23 protein-coding genes are annotated in these 26,378 nt (G+C 67.2%); 8 read left to right on the top strand and 15 right to left on the bottom strand.

The window, feature by feature from the left end:
• Positions 1–2 precede the first annotated feature (2 nt).
• The 7 genes from ACOZBP_RS00815 to ACOZBP_RS00785 form a co-directional block, all read right to left on the bottom strand.
• Positions 3–1,736, bottom strand: coding sequence for an AMP-binding protein (locus ACOZBP_RS00815; RefSeq protein ID WP_422674563.1), 1,734 nt, complete (start codon positions 1,734–1,736; stop codon positions 3–5).
• A complete protein-coding gene (locus ACOZBP_RS00810; RefSeq protein WP_422674562.1) occupies positions 1,733–3,019 on the bottom strand; it encodes an acetyl-CoA C-acetyltransferase in 1,287 nt (428 codons plus the stop codon). Before ACOZBP_RS00810 ends, ACOZBP_RS00815 begins: the two co-directional genes overlap by 4 nt.
• Positions 3,013–3,894, bottom strand: coding sequence for a MaoC family dehydratase (locus ACOZBP_RS00805; protein ID WP_422674561.1), 882 nt, complete (start codon positions 3,892–3,894; stop codon positions 3,013–3,015). Before ACOZBP_RS00805 ends, ACOZBP_RS00810 begins: the two co-directional genes overlap by 7 nt.
• The gene (locus tag ACOZBP_RS00800; RefSeq protein ID WP_422674560.1) at positions 3,891–5,228 is read right to left on the bottom strand and encodes a 3-oxoacyl-ACP reductase; all 1,338 of its coding nucleotides are present in this window, start codon (positions 5,226–5,228) and stop codon (positions 3,891–3,893) included. Before ACOZBP_RS00800 ends, ACOZBP_RS00805 begins: the two co-directional genes overlap by 4 nt.
• Complete coding sequence (locus ACOZBP_RS00795; RefSeq protein ID WP_422674559.1) at positions 5,228–7,723, bottom strand: acyl-CoA dehydrogenase; 2,496 nt, start codon at positions 7,721–7,723, stop codon at positions 5,228–5,230. Before ACOZBP_RS00795 ends, ACOZBP_RS00800 begins: the two co-directional genes overlap by 1 nt.
• 78 nt (positions 7,724–7,801) lie before the next feature.
• Entirely contained in the window at positions 7,802–8,233 is a 432-nt protein-coding gene (locus tag ACOZBP_RS00790; RefSeq protein ID WP_422674558.1) for a DUF2147 domain-containing protein, read from the bottom strand.
• On the bottom strand, positions 8,230–9,018 hold the full coding sequence (locus ACOZBP_RS00785; RefSeq protein ID WP_422674557.1) for a Coq4 family protein: 789 nt from the start codon (positions 9,016–9,018) through the stop codon (positions 8,230–8,232). Before ACOZBP_RS00785 ends, ACOZBP_RS00790 begins: the two co-directional genes overlap by 4 nt.
• Positions 9,019–9,080: 62 nt before the next feature.
• Here ACOZBP_RS00785 and ACOZBP_RS00780 point away from each other — a divergent pair, with 62 nt between their 5' ends.
• The gene (locus ACOZBP_RS00780; RefSeq protein WP_422674556.1) at positions 9,081–9,698 is read left to right on the top strand and encodes a TetR/AcrR family transcriptional regulator; all 618 of its coding nucleotides are present in this window, start codon (positions 9,081–9,083) and stop codon (positions 9,696–9,698) included.
• Between the two features lie 47 nt (positions 9,699–9,745).
• Here ACOZBP_RS00780 and trhA read toward each other — a convergent pair whose 3' ends face one another.
• The 8 genes from trhA to ACOZBP_RS00740 form a co-directional block, all read right to left on the bottom strand.
• Complete coding sequence (gene trhA, locus ACOZBP_RS00775; protein ID WP_422674555.1) at positions 9,746–10,399, bottom strand: PAQR family membrane homeostasis protein TrhA; 654 nt, start codon at positions 10,397–10,399, stop codon at positions 9,746–9,748.
• 103 nt (positions 10,400–10,502) lie between these two features.
• Entirely contained in the window at positions 10,503–11,219 is a 717-nt protein-coding gene (locus ACOZBP_RS00770) for an RES family NAD+ phosphorylase (protein ID WP_422674554.1), read from the bottom strand.
• Positions 11,219–11,629 carry an MbcA/ParS/Xre antitoxin family protein gene (locus ACOZBP_RS00765; RefSeq protein ID WP_422674553.1) on the bottom strand — a complete coding sequence of 137 codons (411 nt, stop codon included), beginning with the start codon at positions 11,627–11,629 and terminating at the stop codon, positions 11,219–11,221. The genes ACOZBP_RS00770 and ACOZBP_RS00765 overlap by 1 nt, the downstream gene beginning before the upstream one ends.
• A 60-nt stretch (positions 11,630–11,689) precedes the next feature.
• Positions 11,690–12,829: a hybrid sensor histidine kinase/response regulator gene (locus ACOZBP_RS00760; RefSeq protein WP_422674552.1), complete on the bottom strand. Its 1,140-nt coding sequence runs from the start codon at positions 12,827–12,829 to the stop codon at positions 11,690–11,692.
• Complete coding sequence (locus ACOZBP_RS00755; RefSeq protein ID WP_422674551.1) at positions 12,822–13,400, bottom strand: chemotaxis protein CheB; 579 nt, start codon at positions 13,398–13,400, stop codon at positions 12,822–12,824. The genes ACOZBP_RS00760 and ACOZBP_RS00755 overlap by 8 nt, the downstream gene beginning before the upstream one ends.
• Entirely contained in the window at positions 13,397–14,221 is an 825-nt protein-coding gene (locus ACOZBP_RS00750; RefSeq protein WP_422675462.1) for a CheR family methyltransferase, read from the bottom strand. The genes ACOZBP_RS00755 and ACOZBP_RS00750 overlap by 4 nt, the downstream gene beginning before the upstream one ends.
• Before the next feature lie 5 nt (positions 14,222–14,226).
• Positions 14,227–17,625: a response regulator gene (locus ACOZBP_RS00745; protein WP_422675461.1), complete on the bottom strand. Its 3,399-nt coding sequence runs from the start codon at positions 17,623–17,625 to the stop codon at positions 14,227–14,229.
• A gap of 141 nt (positions 17,626–17,766) precedes the next feature.
• Positions 17,767–19,848: a catalase gene (locus ACOZBP_RS00740; protein ID WP_422674550.1), complete on the bottom strand. Its 2,082-nt coding sequence runs from the start codon at positions 19,846–19,848 to the stop codon at positions 17,767–17,769.
• A 241-nt stretch (positions 19,849–20,089) separates the two neighbouring features.
• Between ACOZBP_RS00740 and ACOZBP_RS00735 the strand changes: the two genes are divergently transcribed.
• The 7 genes from ACOZBP_RS00735 to ACOZBP_RS00705 all read left to right on the top strand — a co-directional run bounded on the left by ACOZBP_RS00735 (position 20,090) and on the right by ACOZBP_RS00705 (position 26,371).
• A complete protein-coding gene (locus tag ACOZBP_RS00735; RefSeq protein WP_422674548.1) occupies positions 20,090–23,005 on the top strand; it encodes a monovalent cation/H+ antiporter subunit A in 2,916 nt (971 codons plus the stop codon).
• Complete coding sequence (locus ACOZBP_RS00730) at positions 23,005–23,349, top strand: Na+/H+ antiporter subunit C (protein ID WP_422674547.1); 345 nt, start codon at positions 23,005–23,007, stop codon at positions 23,347–23,349. The genes ACOZBP_RS00735 and ACOZBP_RS00730 overlap by 1 nt, the downstream gene beginning before the upstream one ends.
• Complete coding sequence (locus tag ACOZBP_RS00725; protein WP_422674546.1) at positions 23,346–24,944, top strand: monovalent cation/H+ antiporter subunit D; 1,599 nt, start codon at positions 23,346–23,348, stop codon at positions 24,942–24,944. Before ACOZBP_RS00730 ends, ACOZBP_RS00725 begins: the two co-directional genes overlap by 4 nt.
• A complete protein-coding gene (locus tag ACOZBP_RS00720) occupies positions 24,941–25,432 on the top strand; it encodes a Na+/H+ antiporter subunit E (RefSeq protein WP_422674545.1) in 492 nt (163 codons plus the stop codon). The genes ACOZBP_RS00725 and ACOZBP_RS00720 overlap by 4 nt, the downstream gene beginning before the upstream one ends.
• Positions 25,429–25,713 (top strand): K+/H+ antiporter subunit F, encoded by a 285-nt coding sequence (locus ACOZBP_RS00715; protein ID WP_422674544.1) that lies wholly within the window; start codon positions 25,429–25,431, stop codon positions 25,711–25,713. Before ACOZBP_RS00720 ends, ACOZBP_RS00715 begins: the two co-directional genes overlap by 4 nt.
• Positions 25,710–26,048, top strand: coding sequence for a monovalent cation/H(+) antiporter subunit G (gene mnhG, locus ACOZBP_RS00710; RefSeq protein WP_422674543.1), 339 nt, complete (start codon positions 25,710–25,712; stop codon positions 26,046–26,048). The genes ACOZBP_RS00715 and mnhG overlap by 4 nt, the downstream gene beginning before the upstream one ends.
• Before the next feature lie 77 nt (positions 26,049–26,125).
• Positions 26,126–26,371 carry a hypothetical protein gene (locus ACOZBP_RS00705; RefSeq protein WP_422674542.1) on the top strand — a complete coding sequence of 82 codons (246 nt, stop codon included), beginning with the start codon at positions 26,126–26,128 and terminating at the stop codon, positions 26,369–26,371.
• Positions 26,372–26,378 lie beyond the last annotated feature (7 nt).

The following is a 26,378-nucleotide window of genomic DNA, read 5'->3' as shown; positions in this document are numbered from 1 at the left end:
CCTCAGCGCAGCTCCCGCCGCAGCACCTTGCCGACCGCCGTCTTGGGCAGGGGCTCAGCTCTGAACTCCACCAGACGCGGCACCTTGTAGGCCGTCAGCTGCCCCCGACAGTGGGCGATCAGCATGTCCGCCGTCAGCGCGGCCGAGCGCGCTACGACCACGACCTTGATCCGCTCGCCCTGCACCGGGTCGGGCACGCCGACCGCCGCCACCTCTTCGACGAGAGGGTGCGACGCCACCACATCCTCGATCTCGCCCGGATAGACGTTGAAGCCCGAGACCAGGATCATGTCCTTGATCCGGTCCACCAGCCGCACCCGGCCATTGGCCTGCATCACCCCGACGTCGCCGGTGGCCAGCCAGCCGTCGGCCGAGATGGCCTTGGCCGTCTCGTCCGGCCTTTGCCAGTAGCCCAGCATGACCTGGGGTCCGCGCACGCACAGCTCGCCCGGCTCGTCGATCCCGGCCCAGGCTCCGTTCTCGCGCCGCATCCGCACCTCGGTCGAGGGCACGGGCAGGCCCACCGTCCCGTCGAATCCCATGCGTTCCGGGTGCGCCAGATCAACCAGGCCGATGCAGACCACCGGCGAGGTTTCGGTCAGGCCGTAGCCGTCCACCAGGGGCGCCCCCGTCACCGCCTCCCATTCCTCGGCCACCACCTTCTGCGTCGCCATGCCCCCGGCGATGGTCAGTTTCAGGTCCGAGAAGTCTCGACTGCGAAACGCCTCGGTATTCAACAGGCTGGAGAACAGGGTGTTCAGCCCCGTCATGCCGACGAAGCGCTCCTTCCTCAGGATCCATTCCACCCGCTTGGCGTCACGCGGATTGGCGATCAGGATGTTCCGTCCGCCCGCCCCGGTGAACATCATCAGGTTCGCCGTCAGGGAGAAGATATGATAGAGCGGCAGCATGGTGACGTTGCCGATCACCTCGCCCTGATCGATCTGATCCAGCACCCAGGCGCGGCCTTGCAGCGTATTGGCCAGGATGTTGCGGTGGGTCAGCATGGCCCCCTTGGCCACCCCCGACGTGCCCCCCGTATATTGCAGGAAGGCCAAGTCCTTGGGCTTGGTCTCGACCGTTTTCAGCGTCAGCCGCCGCGCCCGCCGGATCATCGCCTTCCAGCGATGCGCGTCAGGCAGACGATAGGCCGGCACCAGCTTCTGCACGTGGCGCATCATGGCGCTAACGGCCACGCCCTTCAGCCCGGGCATCATGTCGCCCATCGCCGTGACGACGACGTGGCGAACCTGGGTCCCCTCGCGCGCCTGATCCAGCGTCCTGGCGAACATGTCCATCACCACGATGGCGACCGCGCCGCTGTCCTTCAGCTGATGCTGCAACTCGCGCGGCGTGTAGAGCGGGTTGACGTTGACCACCACGGCGCCGGCGAACAGCACCCCGAACAGGGCCGTCGGATATTGCAGGCCGTTGGGCATCATCAGCGCCACCCGGTCGCCGGGCTGGACCCCGACCGATTGCAGCCAGGCGCCGAAGGCCTTGGCCGCGCTCAGCACCTGGCCATAGGTCAGGGCCGTGCCCAGGCTGACGTAGCCGGGACGTTCGGCGAAGCGGCGCGAGTCCGCCTCGAACATCTGCTGCACCGAGGTCCAGCGCGCCAGCTCGTCCTCGATGCAGGCCGGCACGCCCGCGCGGTAATGAGCGGTCCAGAACCGCTCGGCCCACAGCCGGTCCGCCTCGGCGGAAGCAGCGCTCTCGACAGCCAGATCGGTCATTTCTCCACCACCGCCACCACGCCCTGACCGCCCGCCGCGCAGATCGAGATCAGGCCGCGCCCGCCGCCGCGCCGGTCGATCATGGTCGCCAGATTGGCCAGGATGCGCCCGCCCGTCGCCGCGAACGGATGGCCCGCCGCCAGCGAGCCGCCATTGACGTTCAGCCGGCTCATGTCGATGGCCCCCGGCGCCCGCTCCAGCCCCAGACGGGTGCGGGCATAGTCCTCGTCCTGCCACGCCTTCAGGGTGCACAGCACCTGAGCGGCGAAGGCCTCGTGGATTTCATAGAGGTCGAATTCCTGCAAGCTGATCCCCAGCCTCCCCAGCATCCGCGGCACGGCGTAGGCGGGGGCCATCAGCAGCCCCTCATCGCCCTTGACGAAGTCCACCGCCGCCGTCTCTCCGGTGCGCAGGTAGGCCAGAACCGGCAGGCCGCGCGCCTTCGCCCAGTCCTCGCTGGCCAGCAGCACGGTCGAGGCCCCGTCGGTCAGGGGCGTGGAGTTGGCCGCCGTCAGCGTCCCGTTCGCCCGGTCGAACACCGGCTTCATCGTCGCCAGTTTCGCCGGGTCGATGTCGGGCCTCAGATTGTTGTCGCGCTTCAATCCCCGGAACGGCGTCACCAGGGTGTCGAACAGCCCGGCCTCCCAGGCGGCGGCGGCGTTTCGGTGGCTGGCCACGGCCAGGGCGTCCTGATCCTCGCGCGGGATGGCCCAGCGCTTGGCCATCTGCTCGCAGCTCTCGCCCATCGACAGGCCTGTGCGCGGCTCGGCGTTGCGCGGCGGCTCGGGCTTGAACGGGGCGCTCAGACCGGCCCCCAGCAGGGCCTTGATCCGCCCGCCTGTGGTCTTCTCGCGGTTGGCGGCCAGCAGGGCCTTCCTGAACTTCTCGTTCAAACCGATCGGCGCGTCCGAGGTGGTGTCCACCCCGCCGGCGATCCCGACCTCGATCTGACCCAGAGCGATCTTGTTGGCCACCAGAATGGCCGCCTCCAACCCGGTGCCGCAGGCCTGGCTGACGTCATAGGTCGGGGTGTCGTGGCCGATGGTGGTGTCCAGCAGGCTTTCGCGGGTCAGGGCGATGTCGCGCGACAGCTTCAGCACCGCCCCCGCCGCCACCTCGCCCAGCCGCAGGCCGTGCAGGTCGTAGCGGTCGGCCAGACCTTGCAGCGCCGCCGTCAGCATTTCCTGATTGGAGGCCTCGGCATAGGCGGTGTTCGACCGCGCGAAGGGAATGCGGTTGCCGCCCAGAATGGCGACCCGGCGAGGCGCAGAAGCGGTCAGCATGCGACAGTATCCTCAGGCGAAAGGGTCAGCCGACCCCGCAGATGGGCGCGGGCGCCGGTCGCGTCGCGCACCTCGAAATCACGGACGTCGCCAGAAGGCCCGGCGTAGAGCCCGACCTGTCCCGGCAGGAAGAGCGGGGCGCGGAAGGCGACCTCGACCTCGGCGGCGTCCAGCGGAGCCTGTGGCGACAGGGCGGCGACGGCCCGCGCCTTGGTCCACATGCCGTGGGCAATGGCCCGGCGAAAGCCGAACAGCCGCGCCCCCAGGGCCGAGGTGTGGATCGGATTGGCGTCGCCCGAAACGCGCGCATAGCGACGGCCCAGATCGGCGGGAACGGTCCAGGTCTCGATCGGCCGGTCGGCCTCTTCGCCGGTCAGCACAGGCGCCGGATCGCCCCGCCCAGGGCGCCCGAGCCGCAGATAGACGCTCACCCCCTCCCACACCGTCTCGCCGTCGCGCGCCGCCTTGGTTTCCAGCGTAAAGGCCTGCCCCTTGTCGTGGCTCAGGAACTGTCCCGCCCGCACCGTCAGCGTCAGCCGGTCGCCGAGGTTCAGCCGGGCGTGCTGGCGGATGCGGTTGTGCAGATGCACCAGCCCCACAGCCGGATAGGGGAAGTCCGCCCCCAGCATCAGCCGCATCTGCAGCGGAAAGGCCAAGATGTGCGGCCAGGTGATCGGCACGCCCTGTTCGGGCGCGAAGCCGCAGAGATCGGCATAGGCGGCGACCGCCTCGGCCTCCAGCATGACCTCCCGCTGCAAGGCGCGCTGTGGCAGGACCGCCTCGTCCGGCTTGCCGCGCAGCATCCCCCGCAGCGCCCCGCCGACCACCGCCGCCCCCGACAGCGGCGCGTCGAACCGCTCGATCGCCGCCGTCATGCGCCCAGCAGGCTCTGGCCGCAGACGCGCACCACCTGCCCGTTGACGCCGCCGGAGGCCGGGTGCGCCAGCCAAGCGATGGTCTCGGCCACGTCGACCGGATGGCCGCCCTGGCCCATGCTGTTCATGCGCCGCCCGGCCTCGCGGATGGCGAAGGGAATGGCGGCGGTCATCTGGGTCTCGATGAAGCCGGGGGCTACGGCGTTGATGGTGATCCCCTGCCCCGCCAGCTGGGGCGCCAGCCGGCGGACCGCCCCGATCCAGGCGGCCTTGGACAGGGCGTAGTTGCTCTGGCCCATATTGCCGGCGATGCCGCTCAGCGAGGAGACGGCGATGATCCGTCCGTTGGGGCGCATCCCCCCGCCCTCGACCAGGGCGCGGGTGATGGCCAGGGGCGCCGACAGGTTGACGGCCATGACGCTGTCCCACTCGCGCGGCTCCATCCGGGCCAGGGTGCGGTCGCGGGTGATGCCGGCGTTGTGGATCACCACGTCATAGCCGCCGCGCGCCAGAGCGTCAGAAAGGATGGCCTCGGCGGCCTCGGGCGCGGTGATGTCCAAGGCCAACGTGTCCACGCCCAGCTCGACCTTCAGGGCCGACAGCCCCTGCGCCGCCCCCGCCACGTCCAGGGCGACGACCTGCGCCCCCTCGGCCACGAACAGGCGGGCGACGGCCTCGCCGATGCCGCGCGAGGCGCCCGTCACCAGCACGCGCCCCCTGTGGCCCGCCCCCGGTTCGCTGGTCGCGACCGGCGCGCCCACCCGGATCGGCTGGCCCGAGACATAGGCCGAGCGCGGCGACAGCAGGAATTCCAGCGTGCTTTCGGCGGCGTCTTCCGCCCCCGGAGCGACATAGAGCAGGTGGACGGCGATGCTGCGCCGCGCCTCCTTGGCCAGGGAGCGGACAAAGCCCTCCAGCCCACGCTGGATCGCCTCGCCCTCGGCGTCGGCCATCAGCTCGGGCGGCGTGCCGATCACGACGATGCGGCCATGCTCGGCCACCGAACGGATGGCCTGGTGGAAGAAGCGGTAGAGGCCATCGGCCGAGGCGGCGTCGCCGCAGCCCGAGGCGTCGAACACCAGCCCGGCATAGCGCACGTCCGGCGACCATTCGACATGGAGCGTCTGACCCGCTGTCCCCGCCAGCCGCCCCAAGGTCGTCGCCAGACGCCCGTTTCCCTCTTCGCCATGGGCAGGCCCCAGCAACAAAGGCCCGACCAGACCCGCCCCCGCCTCGGCGCGACGACGCAGGGGCGCCGGACGCGGCAGGCCCAGGGCCCCCGTCAGCCAGCCGCCGACGCCGGAGTTGGCGAAGTCCAGATACCGGTCGCTCATCAGGCCGCCTTCTTCGTCGTCTTGCGCGGCGCGGCTTCGGCCGCCTGACGCCGCTCCAGCCCGGCGGCGATGTCGAAGTCGGCGGGGAAATCGTCCACCTGGATCGCCTGATCGGCATAGACGGCGAAACGGGCGATGGCGGCGCGCTCCTCGGCGGTGATCAGGCCCAGGTCCTCGGCCTTCGCCGCCCAGGCGTTCAGCAGGGTCAGGTTCTGCGGCGCGCGAGCGATGCGGCCCGCGCGGATGGCGTCCTTCAGCCGCCGCTCGATAGCCTCGACCTGGGGATAGAGGTCAAAGGCGACGAGGGTGGCGGCGATGGGATCGACCTCGATCCGCGCCGTCCACGAGCCCGCGACCAGACGGTCGCGCGCCGGTCCGTGCTGCTGGATCAGACCGGCGACGGCGGCGGCGCAGGCGTCGTCCGGCCCCGAGGCTTTCAGCCCGAACGGCGCCCCGACCAGTTTCAGGAACAGGGCCGCGCCTCGGTTCGGGTGATTGGCCAGCAGATCCCGCCACGCCGTTCCCGCCCGCGCCAGGGCGTCCTGCGCCGTCCAGTGGACGAAGGGCAGGTCTTCGCTCGGACGGCCCTCGTCCTCGAACCGCTTCAGCACGCTGGACAGGATGAAGAGCTGGGACAGGATGTCGCCCATCCGCCCGGTAATGGCGCCCTTGCGCTTCAACGCCCCGCCGACGGTGGCCATCGACAGGTCCGAGGCCAGGGCCAGCAGGGTCGAAAGGCGAGTGGCCGCGCGGTAGTAGCGCCTCAATTGCGGCGCCGCCCCGCCCGGCGCGGCGATCAGCCGCCCGCCCGTCAGGCTGAACACCAGAGCCCGCGCCATGTTGCGGAACAGGAAGCCGACATAGCCGAACAGAGCCGCGTCGAAGGGCTTGAGATCGCCCGCCCCCGCCGTCCGCATCAGGGTCAGGACATAGGGATGGCAGCGGATGGCGCCCTGGCCATAGATGATCAGGGTCCGGGTCATGATGTTGGCGCCCTCGACCGTGATGGCGACCGGAATCTGCTGATAGGCCCGGGCCAGGAAGTTGCCCGGCCCCATGCAGACGCCCTTGCCGCCGACCACGTCCATGCCGTCATTGATGATGAGGCGCGCGCGCTCGGTGACGTGATACTTGGCGATGGCCGAGACCACCGAGGGCTTCTCGCCCTGATCCAGCGCCGCCGCCGCCAGCCGCCGCACGGCGTCCGTGGCGTAGAGGTGCCCCGCCATCCGGGCCAGGGCCTCCTGCACGCCCTCGAAGGCGCCGATGGGCTGGTTGAACTGACGACGGATGGCCACGTAGGCCCCGACCATGCCCACGGCCAGCTTGGACATGCCGACATTGGACGACGGCAGGGAGATGGCCCGGCCCGCGGCCAGACACTCCATCAGCATCCGCCACCCCGTCCCGACCTGCTCGCGCCCGCCGATGACCATGTCCATCGGCACGAAGACGTCGTCGCCCGTGGTCGGCCCGTTCTGGAAGACCGCGTTCAGCGGCCAGTGACGGCGCCCGATCTCGACCCCCGGATGATCGCGCGGGATCAGGACGCAGGTGATGCCGGGCTCGGCCTCGCCGCCCAGCAGGCCGTCGGGGTCCATCGCGCGAAACGCCAGGCCCAGCACCGTCGCAACCGGGGCCAGGGTGATGTAGCGCTTGCGCCAGCTGATGCGGAAGCCCAGGGTCTCCACGCCGTTCCACATCGCCTTGCAGACCACGCCCGTGTCGGTGATCGAGGCGGCGTCGGACCCGGCATAGGGGTTGGTCAGGGCGAAGCAGGGGATTTCCTCGCCGCGCGCCAGACGCGGCAGATAGTGGTTCTTCTGCGCTTCCGTGCCGTAGTGCAGCAGCAGCTCCGCCGGGCCCAGCGAGTTGGGCACCATGACCGAAACCGCCGCCGCCGAGCAGCGCGTCGACAGCTTCTGGATCACCTGGCTGTGGGCATAGGCGGAGAAGCCCAGACCGCCGTAGGCCTTGGGAATGATCATCCCCAGGAAGCCCTTGTCCTTGGCGTAGGCCCAGGCCTCGGGCGACAGGTCCTGCCAGACCGAGGTCGTCTCCCAGTCGTTGGCCAGGTCGCACAGATGCTCGGCCTCATGGTCGAGGAAGCTCTGTTCCTCGGGCGTCAGGACCGGCGCCGGGGTGGCCAGCAGCCGCTTCCAGTCCGGCTTTCCCGCAAACAGCTCGGCGTCCCACCAGACATTGCCCGCCTCGACCGCCGCCTGTTCGGTCGGGCTCATCTTCGGCATGATCCGGCGGAAGCCCGCCATGGCCGGGCGCGACAGGATGGCGCGACGCAAAGGCCTGACGGTCAGCAGCAAGAGCACTGGCGCAGCTGCCGCCGCCATGATCGCCGTCGTGGTCGGCGCGATCAGCTCCGCCCCCCAGCCCGCCGCGATCCAGGCGGCGGCGGCGACGCTCCAGATGGTCATCCGCGCCTGCACCAGGGTCAGGATGAAGGCCCCCAGGGCCAGTGCGCCAATCCAGATCAGCATGGTCGGTCTTCCCCTCGCCGACACGGTCCCCCTGTCGGCCTCTCGCGTTACAGTCGTGGTCGTCAGCGGGTGGCGGTGTCAGCGCGCCCGCGTCCAGGTCTGGGTCCGGCACAGCATCCGGGCGATGCAGCCCCGCACCGCCAGCCGGTCGGGCTCGACCAGGGTCAGTGTCCCCGTCGCAGCCCCCTGCCCGCTGTCCGGGTCGTAGAGGGGCCCGGCGGTCCAGACCCGAGGGCCGCCCGAGGCGGCCCGCAGCACCGTCAGCCCCTTGACCGGACGGGTCCGCAGGGCCGGGTCGCGGTTGCGCACGTCGCGCTGATCCGGGTTGGCCCGCAGGGCGGCCGCGTCGACCACTTTCGCGCACAAGGCGGCGCCGCAGCGCTCGATGGCGACGACGCCGTTCTGCGCCGGCGTGCGCCAGCGCCCCAGCAGGGCCTCGTCCTGCGCCATCACCGGCGAAGCGACCCCAGCGACGAGAGCAGCGGCCAGAACCCCCGCGCGCCCCCTCATCCCTTGCCGCCTTGATAGGCGTTGCGAACCGCCGGCGGCACGCGCTGATAGATGGTCGGCGTCGGGATCTTCAACCGACGACGGGCGACGTCCAGCGGCTCGGCGAACAGGCGCTCATAGTCCTCGCCCGGCAGCCAGGCGGCGCGACGCCCGTCGCGCCAGGCCTGAAAGACAGCCCGTGCGCACGGATAGCCCGTGCGGGCGCGCATGAACTGGACGGCGATGCCCGAGGCGATCAGGCCGAAGCCGGCGCTGCGCGTCTGCGGCAGCGAAAACGCCACCACACAGGCCTCGCCCAGAGCATCGGCCTGATAGCCGGTCAGGACGTGCCAGATGTCATGCACATCGCGCATCCGGCGCGCGAACCAGGCGCGCGGGTGGGCCGCCTCGATCTCGCTGTCGGCGATCTTGCGGCTCTCCTCGGCCAGGCCATAGGCCGAGAAGTTCTGCGCGTCGATGAAGTCGCGATAGGCGGCGCCGACCGTTCCCGGCGCGAACTGAGCCAGCCAGGCCCGATCCTGCAATCGGTCCGCCAGCTCGAGCCGACGATAGGCCTGAGCCCCGCCTTCCGGCGTTTCCAGCAGACGGCTGTAGCCCCAGTCGGGCGAGCGCCCGGAAAGGGCGTTCATAATCTCGAACACCTGTTCGGTGTCGTCCTTGTCCGCCACCAGGCGCCGCATGGCGCGCAAGGCGCGGATCGGCTGCACCCGATGGGCGTTAAGCTGCGACGGCCGGCGGACGTCTATGGAAAGCTCGAAAGCAGGAAGAGTCGAGGCGGCTTGCACTTGCGGGTTCCTCTGCGGAAGCCTAGAACGGCTAACTATCTACATGAATGTCATTTACACATATGTCAATTGCCGCTCTTGAAAAACCGCGTCGTCGTCGTCGGTCGCCTGATGAAGCGCGACGCGAGGCCGTGGTCTCCGCCCGCGCCCTGCTGCTCTCGGGCGGTCCTACGGCGGTGACCCTCTCAGCGGTGGCGGCCGACATCGGCGTCACCCACGCCAACCTGATCCACCATTTCGGCTCGGCCGCCGGCCTGCAATCGGCGTTGATGGGGTCAATGGTGGCGGATCTGAACGAGGCGCTCGGCACGGCGGTCGTGCGGCTGCGCACCGACGAAGGCGCGCCGCTGGAACTGGTCAATGCCGTTTTCGACGCCTTCGCCGAAGGCGGGGCTGGCCGTCTGGCCGCCTGGATCGCGATGTCCGGCGACCTGTCTCATCTGGAGCCCGTCCGCGCCGCCGTGCGAGATCTGGTGGAGGCGATCGCCGAGAAGATGGGCGACGACGGCCAGGCGCGTGAACGTATCGGATCGGCGGTTCTCTTCATCGCCCTCAGCGCCTTCGGAGAAGCCCTGATCGGTCCCCCCCTGCGCGACATGCTGGATCAACCCGATGACGCCGGTCGCAAGGTGGTGGCCAGCCTCCTGCCGCGCTTTCTGGTGCGAACCGACCCGGCCTAACAGGATTTTCCAGCGGCGCCCGCCAGCCGCCAGCCGCCAGACGCAGATCAGGCAGTCGCCAGCACCACGCCGATAAGGACCGCCGTCCAGTGGACGCTGGCGGCGGCCACGACATGCCCGTGCCAGACGGCGCGGAACCAGGCCAGCTTCTTGCGAACATAGAATGCGGCGCCGGACATGTAGAGCGCGCCCCCCACGGCCAGGAGGATCAGGGCGATCCAGGAGCCATGGGCGACCATCGGCTTGAAGGCGATGACCACCAGCCATCCCAGGGCGATATAGACGAAGACCCAGAACCGCCGCCCTATGCCGGGAAGAAACAGCTTCCCCAAGGCCCCCAGCAGCGCCAGCCCCCATACCGCCGCCGTCATGCCCCACGCCCAGGCGCCGGTAAGGTTGTGCGTGGTGAAGGGCGTATAGGACCCGGCGATCATGAGAAATATGCCTGCGTGGTCCAGTCGCCGCAGAAGCGGACGCCAGCGCGCCGAAGCAAAATTATAGGCCGTGGAGAAACCCAGCATCGCCAGCATTCCCAAGGCGTAGACGCCGACAGCCACCACCAGGCCAAGACTTCCTTTCGCCACGGAAAGCCCAAGCAGGACCCCTCCGCCAAACAGCGCAAAGGTCAGGCCCACCATATGCACCACCAGGTCCGCGCACCTGGCGCGCGACGTCGGATAATGCCTGGGCGGTACGGTCATGTCGCTCACGTCGTTCAGCCTATCACAAACCCGGAGCCAATCACGATGTCGATCTGATTTGGCGATAACAGGGCGGTGAAATGCAGGACGCCAGACGTCGCCGTCAGACGGACTCATCGACCTGGTACACCTCGCCGCTGGCCGGCTCGCGATAGAAGTCTACCCGGCGTCCATTCCAGTGATAGTCGAGGTGTCGCCCCTGCCTCGGATTGGCGGCGAGGTCGGGATAGAATAGCCCGACGCAGAATCCTCCGATCGCTCGACGGCTGGGATAGAGGACGCCGTCCGCCTCGGCCGCTCTCAGTTGCGATGCGAGAGCCTGGGCAGGTCCGTATTCTTCCCGGTCCAGGGCCGGCGCGTATTTCGCCTCGTCCCGAAGATCATGCGCCCGGACGGCCACCGCCAGAACGATCTCGCGAAACTGGGACGTCCAGCCGGCAGGCTCGCAGGTCCGCGCCATGAACCGCCCATGGTGATGCATGGTCTCGGCCAGGGCCGTCTCCAGCTGATCAGCGACATAGAGCACGCCGTGGTCGCCCGCGGAAAACCGGCTCGGCCGGTCGGGGCTCACATGCGTAAAGGGCGACATCAGATAGCTTGCCCCCGGTCCGCCGACCCGCCGGGCCTCCGGGACCAGGTCCAGAGCGCCAAGGTTCACCATCAGCCGGGGGTTGGTCTTCTGTTCGGCGGCGATGAGCAGGGGCCAGTCCGCCGGGTCGGCGATGTCCTCGAACAGGTCAATGGGCGGATAGATGCTGCGAATGATGCGCCGCGCATCGGGCCAATCGACATCGACGCGGTCGATCTCGCGCGGATCCATCACCACCCGCCGCGTTCGGCGTCCAGATATCTGCGCACCCTCATCAGATCCGTGAGTTCACCGCCCAGCATCACCTCCAGCGCGGAACAGCCGCCAAAGGCGGTGTTCGCCGCCCCGATCCAGCGATAGGTGCGGTCAGGCTCGTTGAACATGTGACGCAGCGCCTTGTGGATGCCCATCAGGTTGGACAGCCTCGCCTTGCCGTCCCGATCGATTCTTCCCTGATCACCCGCCTTCCAGCGGCGATAGGTCCGCAGCGGCATGTCCAGAAGGACAGACGCCTGTTCGTCGGTAAGCGCCCATTTCTCAAACAGTCGCACCGTCGCACGGAACATGGCGGCGGCTTCGGCGTCCGTGATCGGTCCCGGCCGGAAATCCTGAGCGCGCGTGTCTATCAGCGTAAGGTGCATCGCCACCCCTCCATTTGGCATCAAATAGTAGAATGACGGCCAAATGGCAATGCGCGCCCGTTAACTTGCCGCTGGAAGCCACAGCCTGAAACAGCTTCCCGCCCCCGGGCCTTCGCTTTCGAGTTCGATCGCGCCGTCGTGCATCTCGACCAGTTGCCGCACCAGGGCGAGACCGATGCCCAGGCCGTCGCTGGAACGGTCATCCGGGCCCTTCGACTGGGTGAAAAGCTCGAAGATGCGCGCCTGCATTTCCTGCGGCACACCCACGCCGTTGTCGGCGATCTCGATTCTTATCCGATCCTCATCGACATCGACCGATAGCCGGATGCGGCCTTCTGCGGGCGTATACTTCGCGGCATTGGTCAGAAGGTTGCTGACGACCTGAGACAGTCGGGTGAAGTCGCCGTCGAGCCAGACAGGGCCGCCCGGCAGCTCGATCGTCAGGTCGTGACGCCCGGCGTCGATCTTGGGCCGGCTGGTGTCGACAGCGGACTCGACAATGCTCTGCACTGAGACCCGCTCTCGCTTCAGGGAAATCTTCCCCTGATCGATACGAGCCACATCCAGCAGATCCTCGATCAGTCGCGACAGGTGGTGCGCCTGGATCCCCATCCGGGCCTGAATGTCGGCCTTGCGCGCCGGGTCCGCCTGCCGTTCCAGCAGTTGCAAGCCTGCACGGAAGGCCATCACCGGGTTGCGCAGTTCATGGCCCAGCATGGCGATGAACTCATTCTTGCGGCGGTCGGCTGCACGAAGCGCCTTGGCATAGGCCTTCAACTCGTCGCGATGCGAGAGGATTTCCAACCGCTGGCGATAGAGTTCGATGAACACCTTGGCCTTGCTTCTCAAGATATCGGGTTCCACGGGCTTCTGAATGAAGTCCACCGCGCCCGCCTCGTAGCCCCGGAAACGGCGCTGCTGATCGGCGCTGCCCGCCGTGACGAAGACGATCGGGATGTGACGGGCATTGGCGGCGCCCCGCATGAACTCGGCCAGTTCGAAGCCGTCCATCCCCGGCATCTGCACATCGACCAGGGCCAGGGCGAAGTCGTGCACCAGCAGCAGTTCAAGCGCCTCGTCGCCAGAACGCGCCTTCAGGCAGACAACGCCCTCCTGTTTCAGCAGCGCCTCAAGGGCAAGCAGGTTTTCTTCAAGGTCGTCGACCAGCAGAAGGTTGATGGGCTGTTCCACGCTAATCATTTTTCTCGAGACCTTTCAGGTGCTCGGCTATGCCCGCCAGGGGCATGACGACGGCCGAGGCGCAGGCGCGTTGGGCGGCCTCCGGCATCATCCGGGCGTAGGCCGTGGCCGGCTCTTCGATCAGGGCGACGCCCCCGGCGGCGGCCACAGCTTGCAGCCCCCTGGCGCCGTCGTCGTTGGCGCCCGTGAGGATCACGGCGGTAAGTCCTGCGCCATAGGCGTCGGCGGCGCTTTCGAACAGGACATCGATCGAAGGACGGGAATAGTTGACGACCTCGTCCGACGACAGGGCAAGGTGGCCGTCAGCCTCTACAAGCAGGTGGTAGTCGGATGGCGCAAAATAGACGACGCCTGGACGCGCCGCCTCCTTGTCCTCCGCCTCCTTCACGGCCAGGCTGCAACGCGCCTCGAACAGGGGCGCCAGAACATTGCTGCGGTCGGCGGGGACGTGCAGCACCACCAGGACCGGAAGCGGGAAGTCGGCAGCCAGTTCCGGCAAGAGGGCGAGGAGCGCCTGCACCCCTCCTGCAGAGGCGCCGATCACGACGGCGCGTGGGGAAGACGAACTCATGCGTCGCGCCTCCGATAGATCTTCTCTTCGGGCACAAAGTCGGCAAAGGCGCCGGCGTGGCGTGAAAAGCGCAGGCTTTCCTTGGAACCGATGCCGAGAAAACCGTTACGAACAAGCGAGTCCCGGAACAGGCCGACGGCGCGGTCCTGAAGATCGCGGTCGAAATAGATCATGACGTTCCGGCACGAGATCAGATGCATCTCACCGAAAACAGCGTCAGTGACCAGGCTGTGGTCGGAAAACACGACATTGTTGCGCAAGGATTTATCGAAGACGGCACGCCCGTAATCGGCGGTGTAATAGTCCGACAGGGAGGATCGGCCGCCCGATTTCTGGTGATTTTCGGTGAATTTACGGATCCGGTCCAGTGGATAGACACCCGCCTCCGCCGCGCGCAGGGCGTCGGGATTGATATCCGTAGCGTAGAAGAGCGTGCGGTCCAGCAGACCCTCCTCCCGGAAAAGGATCGCCAGGGAGTAGACCTCTTCGCCTGCGCTGCACCCGGCGATCCAGACCTTCAGCGACGGATAGGTCTTGAGGTGCGGCAGAACCTGCTCGCGCAGGGCGCGGAAATAGCTGGGGTCGCGGAACATCTCGCTGACCTGAACGGTCAGGAAACCCAGCAGGCGGGGCAGCATCTCCGCGTCATGAAGCACCCGCTCCTGCAAGGCCGTGATGCTCGGCAGGCCGAAATGGCTTCTCGCCTGCAGCAGGCGACGCTTGATGGACGCCCGCGCATAGTGGCGGAAGTCGTAGTGATAGCGCTGGAACAGCGCCTCCAGCAGCAGCTGGATCTCGATGTCCTCGACTTCGTGGGTCACCGCGTTCAACGCGGCATCCAGACGCGGACAAGCGACAGCAGTTTGTCGACGTCCAGCGGCTTGGCCATGTAGTCGTTGGCCCCCGCCGCCATGCAACGCTCCTGATCGTCAGGCATGGCCTTGGCGGTCAGCATCACCACCGGCAATCCGCTCCACCGCGCATCCTTGCGCAGTTCGCGGGTGGCCGTCAGGCCGTCCATGACGGGCATCATCACATCCATGAGGACAAGGTCGATCGTCCTGGCCGGATCGCCGTAAGATCGATCCAGCAGCTCGATCGCTTCCTGGCCGTTCCGGGCGATCTCGATGACGGCGCCGCGCGGTTCCAGGACGTTGGTCAGGGAGTAGACATTGCGGACATCGTCTTCGACGATAAGAATCCGCCGCCCTTCCAGAACGGCGTCGCGATTGCGCGCCTTGCGGATCATCTTCTGCTGCTCTGCGGGCAGCTCGGACACCACCTGGTGAAGGAAGAGCGAGACCTCGTCGAGCAGCCGCTCCGGCGACTTGGCCCCCTTGATGATGATGGAGCTGGAATAGCGGCGGAGCTGCTGCTCATGTTCCGGCGACAGGTCGCGGCCGGTGTAGACGATGACCGGCGGGAAGGCGTGACCGCTCTCGCGGCTGAGCGTCTCCAGAAGCGAGAAGCCCGATGCGTCCGGCAGGCTCAGATCCAGCACCATGCAATCGAAGGTCTGGCTCTTCAGCTGTTCGAGACATTCAGCCGCCGTGCCGACGCCGACGGTCTCGACATCACCCGATTCCAGCAACTTGCTCACCGCTTCGCGCTGAACCGCGTCGTCCTCGACGATGAGGACGCGGCGCACGGTGCGCGTCAGCTTCTCCTCAAGCGAACGCAGGACCTCGGCCAGCGCATCGCGCGCCACCGGCTTGACCACATAGCCGATCGCCCCCAGCGAGAGCGCCGTCTGGCTGTGGTCGTCCGCCGACACGACGTGAATGGGGATATGGCGCGTGTCGTCGTCGCGCTTCAGGACGTCCAGCACGGTAAGGCCCGACTGATCCGGCAGGCCGATGTCCAGCACCACCGCACTGGGGCGATAGCGCTTGGCCAGCTTGAGCGCCTCCTCCGCCGTCCCGGCCACGATGCACTGGAAGCCCAGTTCGTGCGACAGGTCGCGAACAATGGCCGCGAAACGGTCGTCGTCCTCGACCACCAGCAGCAGTCTCCGGCTTCCCGTCAGTTGATCGCGGTCATCCTCGACTGCGCGATGCAGGGACTCGAGCCGCGTGTTCGGGGCGACGACGGCGTCGCGGGGGCTTTCTGCGGGAGCTGTGGGCGCCGAGACGGCGACTTCCCGCGGCGCAACCCGCGCAGCGTCATAGGCGCGCGGCAGGATCAGGGTGAAGACGCTGCCCTCGCCCGGTCGGCTTTGCAGCGTGATCCGGCCGCCCAGCAGCCGCGCCAGTTCGCGTGAAATTGACAGGCCGAGCCCTGTGCCCCCGTAGCGGCGGCTAATCGTCCCGTCCGCCTGCTGGAAGGCCTCGAACACGCTCTTCTGATGATCAGCCGAGATGCCGATTCCCGTATCCGACACCGCGAAAGCCAGTTCATTCGGCCCGGCAGCCGTGACCGACAGCTTCACCCTGCCCTTTTCGGTAAACTTGAAGGCGTTCGACAGCAGGTTTTTGAGGATCTGCTCAAGCCTCTGGCGATCCGTTTCCACCATGTCGTCGCCAGCCGCCGTCAGGTCTATTTCGAATGCGAGACCGCGATCGTCAGCCACCGGCTGGAACAACTGCCGCACATCCTCGCCCAGGCGCTGAAGCGAGACCGCTTCGGGTCTCGCCTGGATATGGCCTGCCTCGATCTTGGACAGATCGAGAATGTCGTTGATCAGCGTCAGAAGATCATTGCCAGAGGACTGGATGGTGCGGGCGTATTTGACCTGTTCGTCCGTCAGGCCGCCTTCCGGATTGTCGGCCAGCAGCTTCGACAGGATCAGCAGGGAATTGAGCGGCGTGCGCAATTCGTGGGACATGTTGGCCAGGAAGTCGGACTTGTACTGGCTGGCCTGCTCAAGTTCCCGCGCCTTGAGCCCGAGGGCGGCGGAGCCACGCTCCAGATCGTCGCGCTGGGTCTCCAGCATCTGCGCCTGCTCCTCGAGCTGGCTATTGGTCTGTTCCAGCTCGGCCTGCTGCTGCTCGAGGCGGAACTGCGTCTCCTTCAGCGCCCGGCCCTGTTCTTCCAGCTCTTCGTTGGATACCCGAAGCTCCTCGCTCTGAACCTGCAGTTCCTCGGACTGGCGTTGCGTTTCTTCCAGCATGTTCTGAAGCTGGGCCCGATAGCGGGCGGATCTCAGCGCCGTGCCGATTGCGGGGCCCACCTCTTCCAGCAGGGTCTGCAAGCGGTCGTCCACGGGGCGCAGGAAGCCAAGCTCGATCACGGCGTTGACCTCGCCGTCGGCGCGAGCGGGCGCGATCACCAGGTGTCTGGGCTTGTCCTGGCCGAGCGCGGAACCGATCGTCAGATAGCCTTCGGGCACCTCGGGGAGCGTAAGGACGGCCCCCTCGGCGGCCACCTGACCCAACAGACCTTCGCGATGACCGAACCGTTCGGGGATTCGGGCGTCGGCGGGAACGCCGAGCGTGGCGATGCGCCGATAGACGCCGCCCTCGCCCTTGAACAGAGCGGCCGCCTGAACGTCGGCATAGCGAGCCAGATAGGCCAGGATCTTGTCGGCCAGCAGTTCCATGGACTGGTCGCCCATCATGGCGTCCGCCAGCCCCACCTGCCCCCTGTGCAACCATTCCTGGCGAGCGCGAGCGCGGGCGCTGCGACGGATAAGCGTGAAGACGACGAGAGTGAGAAAGGCGCCAAGAAGTCCGGACAGAACTCCGCTGATCAAGGCCGTTCGGTAGGCGGCGTCCATTTCCGCCAGCCGTTGCAGACGCAGCCGCTGCTCTTCCTGCCGCATGAGCCCGATCTCGGCGCGGATGGCGTCCATCTCGAACTTGCCGCGATCCGTCGTCATGCGCGCCACCGCCGCCTGAACGCCTTCCGCACGCCGGGCCTGTATGGTTGTCTCCAACTCGGTCATCTTGGCGTCGACGTGACGCCGCAGTTTCTGCAGATGCGCCTGCTGCACGGGATTGTCGCTCGTAAGCGTGGCGACGTCGTCCAGACGGCGGGCGACGGCGGCCGCCGCCGTTTCATAGGGCTGAAGGTACTGGGGGTTGCCGGTGAGCAGGTAGCCGCGCTGCCCGGTTTCCGCATCCTGGGCGGTCGCCAGGAGTTCGTCCACGGCGACGATCACCCGGTGCGTGTGGATGATCTTCTGATTGTTCGCCCTCAGAACCTCGACGTTGAGATAGGCCACCAGACCCGTAGCGAGGAAGAAGGTCAGAACAAGCGCCAGTCCCGCTGCCGCCCAGGCTTCCATCTTCGAGCCCGGCTTCGGGCGGCGGTTCGACATCATCAAAAGATCTGGCCTTGGCAAGCGAATGGATGCCCTTGCGTAGAGGGGCTGCCGGGAAGCGCAAGAACCTGGGCCTGATTTTCTTCCCGGCCCAGGCCTGTGTCGCTAGGCCAATGTGCGGACCTTGGGCTCGCGTTCCCACTGGCGGGTGCGCGCCGCAGCCAGGAAGAGCTTTGATTTCGCGTCTATTTCCACCACGCCGTCGTCAGACTTCACTCCTGCCTTGTCCAGCAGGGGCTGGGCCTGAGCGCTGAATCCGATGGCCTTGAGGTGGCCGTAGGCGTCCTTGGCGAAGTCGGTCGCAGCCCCCTCTTTCAGCAGCTGGGCGCAGCCGTCGTCCGACAGGATGATCGCAACCGCATCGAACAGCACCGATGGGCTGCCCGCCAGTTGGCCGTCAGCAGCGAGCATGGATCCGTCCGCCAGCTTAACCCCGGCGACTTTCGGCGCGACGATAAAGACGGACCCGCCGTCTCCCAGGACGGCCTTGCGGACAGCCTCAACGGCGGCGCCGTCCGAACCATCGGCCACCAGGATCCCGACCTTGCGGCCCTCGAGCGTGTCCGGATACTTGCCGACGATCCGAAGGGCGGGAGACACGTCCAGATCCACAGGCTTGGCGGCAGGTTTCGAAGCGCCCGGCAGAGACAGGCCCATGCCGTCGGCCACTCGCTGGGCCAGGCTCTCATCGACATTGCGCAGATTGGCCAGAACACGAGTCCTGACGTGTTCAAGCGTGACCTTGGACAGTTCGAAGACCAGGGCGCTGGCCAGATGGGCCTGTTCGATCTCCGTCTGTGATCGGAAGAAGAGCCTTGCCTGGCTGTAGTGGTCGGCGAAACTTTCAGCCCTCAGCCTGACCTTCTCACCCTCCATCGGCACGGCGAAGGTGCGGAAGCCGCCTTGCGGATCCTCGCGCGGCCCGCCCTCCTCTCCAGCCTCGGCCAGGCTGTTCGGTTCGTAGTTGGCGCGCCCCTTGAAGACCTGGGTCTGCATATGGCCGTCGCGCTGGAAGTTCTGGAAGGGACAGCCCTTGGCCTGGTTGATCGGGATCTGATGGAAGTTGACCGTCCCCAGACGCGACAGTTGCGTGTCCTGGTAGGAGAAGAGCCGGCCCTGCAGCAGGGGGTCCTCCGAGAAGTCGATGCCCGGCACGATATTGGTCGGCAGGAAGGCGGCCTGTTCGGTTTCGGCGAAGAAGTTGTCGGGGTTTCGGTTCAGCACCATGCGGCCGATGACCCGCAGAGGGTGAACCTCTTCCGGAATCAGCTTTGTAGCGTCGAGAATGTCGAACGGCAGGGCGTCCGCCTCGGCCTGGGTCAGCAACTGAACGGCGAACTCCCACTCGGGGAAGTCGCCCTGGTCGATGGCCTCGAACAGGTCGCGGCGATGATAGTCGGGGTCGGCCCCGGCGATCTTGACCGCCTCGTCCCAGCAGGTTGACTGGGTCCCGAGCTTGGGCCGCCAGTGGAATTTGACGAAGGTCGCCTCCCCCTTGGCGTTGATCAGGCGGAAGGTGTTGACGCCGAAGCCTTCGATCATCCGCAGGGAACGGGGGATGGCCCGGTCGGACATGGCCCACATGACCATGTGGGTGCTCTCCGGCATCAGGCCGATGAAGTCCCAGAAGGTGTCATGGGCGCTCGCCGCCTGGGGATAGCCGCGATCCGCCTCCATCTTCACCGCATGGATCAGGTCGGGGAACTTGATCGCGTCCTGGATGAAGAAGACGGGGATGTTGTTGCCGACCAGGTCCCAGTTCCCCTCCGTGGTATAGAGCTTCACCGCAAAGCCCCGGACGTCGCGCGGCGTGTCCACCGACCCGGCGCCGCCGGCCACCGTCGAGAAGCGCGTGAAGACCTCGGTCTTCTTGCCCACCTCGGTGAGGACTTTCGCCGTCGTATAGTCGGCCAGACTCTCGGTCAGTTCGAAGAAGCCATGGGCGGCCGAGCCGCGCGCATGGACGATCCGCTCGGGAATACGCTCATGATCGAAGTGCTGGATCTTCTCCCGGAGGATGAAGTCCTCCAGCAGGGTCGAGCCTCTGGCGCCCGCTTTCAGCGAGTTTTGATTGTCGCTGATCGGCGCGCCATGATTGGTGGTCGTGCGCGTTTCTGGCGTCGTGGCGGTCTGGTGGAGTTCACCGCCCGCCCCCGGGCGAGCGTCGTCAACAGGCGGCTTGGCCATGGCATATCCTTCAGATCCATTTTCGGAACTGGAGGCCTAACGCGCCATCTCCTCCGGCGTTCGATGCGGGGGTGTAGAAACATCGCTGCCAGGTCGATCGCTGCTTGATAAGACATCAAAGCATGTCCAACGGCGGACCCGGGCCGGATTGGGTCGGATCGCCGCAGCCGAATCTATGGCTCCAGCGCCGGCTGGCCGTTAAGCTGTCTGTTCAGCCGCTTCGAAAGGACTTCCCCGACGCATGCCCAATGCCCTCATGCTGCTCATTCCGTTCGGGGCGCCGTTTGTTGCGGCGGTGTTGGCGATCTACCTGCCGTCACGCGCCCGGAACGCCGCAGCAGCACTGGCATGGGCGACCTCTCTGGCCGGGCTGCTGTGCCTCGTAGCCCTGTTCCCGGCGGTAGCGTCCGGCGAGGCGGTGCGGTGGTCCACGCCCTGGTTGCCGACGCTTGGCGTCAACTTCACCCTTAGGCTGGACGGGCTGTCCTGGCTGTTCGCGGTCATGGTCCAGGGGATCGGGGCCCTCGTGGTCCTCTATGCCCGCTACTACATGTCGGCGGCCGATCCCGTTCCTCGCTTCTTCGCCTTCCTGCTGGCCTTCATGGGCGCCATGACCGGCATGGTCATGGCTGGAGACCTGATCGTTCTGGCGGCGTTCTGGGAACTGACCAGCCTCTTCTCCTTCCTGCTGATCGGCTACTGGCATCACAACGCGGCGGCGCGGGACGGCGCGCGGATGGCGCTCACCGTGACGGCCGCCGGGGGGCTTTGCCTGTTCGCGGGCATGGTGGTCCTGGGTCGGATCGTCGGCAGTTTCGATCTGGACGTGGTTCTGGCGTCCGGGGACATTATCAGGAACAGCCCCTGGTATCTGGCCGCCCTGATCCTGATCCTGGCGGGAGCCCTGACCAAGAGCGCCCAGTTCCCCTTCCACTTCTGGCTGCCGCGCGCCATGGCCGCCCCCACTCCGGTCAGCGCCTATCTGCACTCGGCGACCATGGTGAAGGCGGGCGTCTTTTTGCTGATCCGCCTCTGGCCCGTGCTCGCGGGCACGGACGCCTGGTATGTCATCGTCGGCTCGGCCGGGATGGCGACCTTGCTGTTCGGCGCCTGGAGCGCCGTCTTCCAGAACGACCTGAAGGGGCTGCTGGCCTATTCGACCATCAGCCACCTGGGACTGATCACTCTCCTGCTGGGGCTGGGCAGTCCGCTCGCGGCGGTGGCGGCCATCTTCCACACGGTCAATCACGCCACCTTCAAGGCATCTCTATTCATGGCGGCCGGGGTCATTGATCATGAGACCGGCACCCGCGACATGCGAAGGTTGAGCGGCCTCAGGGCCTCGATGCCTGTCACAGCCGCCCTGGCCATCGTCGCCGCCGCCGCCATGGCCGGCGTCCCCCTGCTCAACGGCTTCCTGTCCAAGGAGATGTTCCTGGCCGAAGCCGTAGCCCACACCGGCGGTCGGCACCTGAACCTGGCCCTGCCCGTCCTGGCCACCGTCGCCAGCCTGCTCAGCGTGCTCTACTCGGTGCGCTTCATCCACCTCACCTTCTTCGGCCCCGCGCCGGTCGACCTGCCCAAGGAGCCCCATGAGCCGCCGCGCTGGATGCGCTTCCCTATCGAGGTTCTGGTGGGTCTGTGCATCATCGTGGGGGTCCTGCCGGCGATCACCATCGGCCCCGTCCTGGCGGTCGCCGTTCGCTCCGTCCTGGGCGACGACGTCCCCTATTACAGCCTGGCCCTGTGGCACGGCTTCAACCTGCCGCTGCTGATGAGCATGATTGCGCTGGTCGGCGGCGTGACCCTCTACAAACTGCTCGGCCCGCGCATCAACGCCAGCGAACGTCCCTGGCTGGTCGGGCGCGTCAACGGGGCTCGCGTCTACGACCGCGTCATGCGGGGAGTCCATCTTGCCGCCGACTGGATCGTGCGTCGCCTCGGCGCCTCGCGCCAGCAGGCGCGCCTGCGCGTGATCATCCTGACCTGCCTGTTGGCCGCCGTCCTGGGCAGCAGCATGGCCGGCCTCGGCTTTGATGACGCCGGCCTCGCCGTCCAGCGCCCCGGCCTCGGGTTCACCCTCCTGTGGATCATCGGCGCATCCTGCGCCGTGGCCGCCGCCTGGCAGGCCAAGTATCATCGACTGGCGGCCGTGGTGCTGGTCGGGGGCGCCGGTCTTGTCAGTTGCCTGACCTTCGTCTGGTTCTCTGCGCCGGATCTGGCGACGACCCAGATGCTGGTCGAGATTGTCACCACGGTTCTGCTTCTTCTGGGCCTGCGCTGGCTGCCGAAGCGCCTGCCCAACCTGGCCTCGCCTGCCCAGGAATCCAGGGCGCGGCGACGTCGCCTGACGGACCTCGCCATCGCCGGGGCCGCCGGCGCGGGCGTCGCCCTGGTCGCCTTCGCCGTCATGACGCGACCGTCAACCTCGCCGCTGGCGCGCTACTTCCTTGAACACGCCTATTCGGAAGGCGGCGGCCGCAACGTCGTGAACGTCCTGCTGGTCGATTTCCGGGCCTTCGACACCCTGGGCGAGATCACGGTCCTGGGGATCGTCGGCCTGACGATCTGGGCCCTGCTCCGCAGGTTCCGCCCTGCCTCCGACAGCGTCGGGCACACCGAGCAGAAGCAGAACCAAAACGACAGCGACGACCGTCGCGAGAACCGCAAACTGGGCGACACCCTGTCCGAGACCATGCTGATCCCGCGGGTGGTGATGCGCTGGCTCTTCCCCTTCATCGTCCTTCTGGCGCTGCATCTCTTCTTGCGCGGGCACGACCTGCCGGGTGGCGGCTTCGCAGCCGGCGTGACCCTGTCGATCGCCTTCATCCTGCAGTACATGGCGTCCGGCGCCCGGTGGGTGGAAGAGCGGCTGGAAATCCGCCCTCTGGTCTGGATCGGCGGCGGCCTGCTGATTGCGGCCCTTTCCGGGGTCGCTTCCTGGCTGTTCGGTTATCCCTTGCTGACCTCCTGGTTCCGCTATTTCGATCTGCCGCTGATCGGCAAGACGCCGCTGGCGTCCGCAGTCGTCTTTGACGCCGGCGTGGCCCTGCTGGTCGTCGGCGCGACCGTCCTGATGCTGGTGGCCATCGCGCACCAGTCGTTGCGAAAGTCCCGCCAGATCGTCCCTGCGCCGGTTGAAGAGGAGACCGTCTGATGGAACTGGTTCTTGCTCTCGGCATAGGGGTGCTGACCGCCGCCGGCGTATGGCTGCTGCTTCGTCCTCGCACCTTCCAGGTCATCATCGGCCTGTCCCTGCTCGGCTATGCGGTCAATCTCTTCATCTTCTCCATGGGCCGCCTGCGCGCCGGGTCGCCGCCCGTGCTGCGGGACGACCTTCCGGCCGATCCCGCCGCCTATGCCGATCCCGTGCCCCAGGCCCTCGTACTGACGGCCATCGTGATCAGCTTCGCCCTGACCGCCCTGTTCCTCGTGGTGCTGATGACCAGCAGGGGCATCACCGGCAGCGACCACATCGACGGACGGGAGCCGGGCGAATGACCGACTGGCAGGACCACCTCATCGTCGTTCCGGTCGTGCTGCCGCTGATCGCGGCGGCCGCCATGCTACTGCTCAAGGAGCAGCGCTATGGCCTCAAGGCCCTGATCAGCCTGCTCTGCCTGATCGCTCTGGTCGGGGTCGCCTACGCCCTGCTGCACGAAGCCGCCGTCGGCGGGCCGGCCGGCGACGACACGGCCCGCATCTACAACCTCGGCGCATGGTCGGCGCCTTTCGGCATCACCTTGGTGGCGGATCGGCTGTCGACCTTGATGCTGGCGCTGACAGCGACGCTGGCGGCCGGAGGCCTGCTGTTCTCCTACGCCCGGTGGGACCGAGCCGGGCCGCGCTTCCACGCCCTCTACCTTCTGCTGATCATGGGCGTGAACGGGGCGGTCCTGACCGGCGACCTGTTCAACCTCTTCGTCTTCTTCGAAGTCATGCTGGCCGCCTCCTATGGCTTGCTGCTTCACGGGTCGGGCGAGAAGCGGGTGCGCGCCGGACTGGGCTATGTCGCGATCAACCTGACGGCGTCGCTCTTCTTCCTCATCGGCGTCAGCCTGATCTACGGCGTGACCGGCGCGCTCAACATGGCCGACATCGCCAGCAAGGTCTCCGCCATTCCCGCGCATGACCGGGCCCTGTTCCACATCGGCTGCGCCATCCTGGGCGTGGCCTTCCTGGTCAAGGCGGCCGCATGGCCGCTGGGCTTCTGGCTGCCGGGCGCCTATGCCGCCGCCAGCGCGCCCGTCGCGGCGGTCTTCGCCATACTCAGCAAGGTCGGGGTCTATGTGATCCTGCGCCTGGCGACGCTGCTGTTCGGCGATGACGCCGGGGCCTCGACCGGATTCGGCAATATCTGGCTGCTTTCAGCCGGCGTCGCCACCGTCGTGTTCGGCGCCGCCGGCATGGTCGCGTCGCGCCGGCTGGAACAGGCGGCCGGCTATGCGGTCATGGTCTCGTCGGGCACCGTGCTCGCCATCGCGGGCACGGCCGTGCCGAACGCCATCGGCGGAGCCCTCTTCTACATGGCCGCGTCTACCCTGGCGGCCGGCGCCCTGTTCCTGATCGCCGAAATCCTGGGGCGGGGCGAGGATCAGGCGGTGTCGCCCGAGGACGCCGTCTTCGACGACGAATATGATGATCCCTTCGCCGCCGACGACGTCCATGAGGTCGGGCGCGTCCTGCCCGCCTCGACCGCATTCCTCGGCAGCGCCTTCATCCTGGTGGCCCTGGTGACGGTCAGCCTGCCGCCGCTGGCCGGGTTCGCAGGCAAGCTGAGCATCTTCGCGGCCCTGCTGTCGGGCGAAGGCGTCCTGTCGCCCACCCACTGGACCATTGTCGGCGTCCTGACATTGTCCAGCTTCGCCGCCCTGATCGCCCTGACGCGGTTCGGCGTGGCGGGCTTCTGGCGCCGCGAGGACGCCGCTCCGCCCAAGGTCCGCAGTCCGGAGTTCCTCGCCATCGGCGGTCTCGTCCTGTGCTGCCTGTGGCTGAGCGCCGGCGCGGCGGCGGGCCTGACCTATGCCGAAAAGACCGGAGAATGGCTGGCGTCCCCGGCCGCCTACGTGAACGCCGTCCTGGGAACCGCGTCATGATCCGCGCCGTCCTGCCTCACCCCCTCCTCGCCGCCGGATTGTTTGGCGCCTGGCTGCTGCTGAGCGAGCCCGTCTCGCCGGGCGACATCGCCGTCGCCCTGATCGCTGCCTTGACCATCCCCCATGTCATGCGCCTGCTGGAACCCGACCGGTCCGGGGTCCGGTCGCCTGGCGCTCTGATTCAGTTGGCGGGCTACGTGGCCGTGGACGTGGTGCGTTCGAACTACGCCGTGGCCACGATCATCCTCGGCCGCCGCAAGCGAGAGCGGGTGTCTGGTTTCATCCATGTGCCGCTGGATCTCCGCAACCGCTACGGCCTCGCCGTCCTCGCCATCATCCTCACCAGCACGCCCGGCACGCTGTGGGTCCAGTATGACCGGCCGTCGGGCCGTCTGCTCCTGCACGTCCTGGATCTGATCGAGGAGCAGGAATGGATCGACCTGATCAAGGGACGATATGAACGCCTGCTGCTGGAGATTTTCCCGTGACCGCCTCCGCCGTCCTCTACTGGGGCCTGGGCGCGGCCCAGGCCCTGTTGCTGCTTTCGATGCTGCTGGCCGCGTGGCGCATGATGCACGGTCCTCGCGCCCAGGACCGCGTTCTGGGTCTCGACACCCTTTATCTGAACGCCATGCTGATGATCCTCGTCCAGGGCATGCGTAGCGGCGTAGGCGTCTATTTCGAGGCTGCCCTGATCATCGGGATGCTGGGCTTCACCGCCACCGTCGCCCTGGCCAAGTTCCTCATGCGTGGCGAGGTGATCGAATGACGCCCTCCGACCTGCCGCTCTGGGCGGCCTGGACCATCGTCGCCGTCACGCTGGTCGGCAGCGTGCTGGCGCTGACGGGTTCAATCGGCCTTGTGATGCTCAAGCGTTTCTATGAACGCGTGCACGCCCCGACGCTGGGCGCCACCATGGGCATGGCGCTGATCGTCATCGCCTCGGTGATGTTCTGGTCAATGAGCGAGGGGCGACTGGCGCTCAGGGACCTTCTGATCGGCGTCTTCCTCACCGTCACCACGCCCGTGACCCTCATCCTGCTGGCCCGGGCCGCCGTCTATCGGGATCGCGCGGAAGGCGATGACCATATTCCGCCTGAATGAGAGTGCGGCCGATCCGCCCAGCCGGCAACACGGCCAGGCGTCCCGCATTCCCCTAGGCTGACAGAAATGGAGTGGACATGGCCGAGGTTTTCGAAGTGACGGTGGGCGAGGTTGACGGTTCATCGCGAACCATCAGGATCAAGGCCTCCGGCGAGGTCGAAGCACGGCACAAGGCGGAAACCTTGTTGCAAGGCGACGAAACCGTGGTCTTCGTGGAAGCAGCCGAACTGGACGAACTGACCTCGAGCGGCCTGAGAGATCACCCGCAGGAAGGTCCTGACCTGAACCTGGCCCCGGCGCCGAAAGCGGCCGATCTCGAGTAGGCCAGAC

Source organism: Brevundimonas sp. NPDC058933, from assembly GCF_049315965.1.
GTDB lineage: Bacteria > Pseudomonadota > Alphaproteobacteria > Caulobacterales > Caulobacteraceae > Brevundimonas.
Note: the sequence above shows the minus strand (reverse complement) of the source record. Positions and strands in the feature narration are given on the sequence as shown.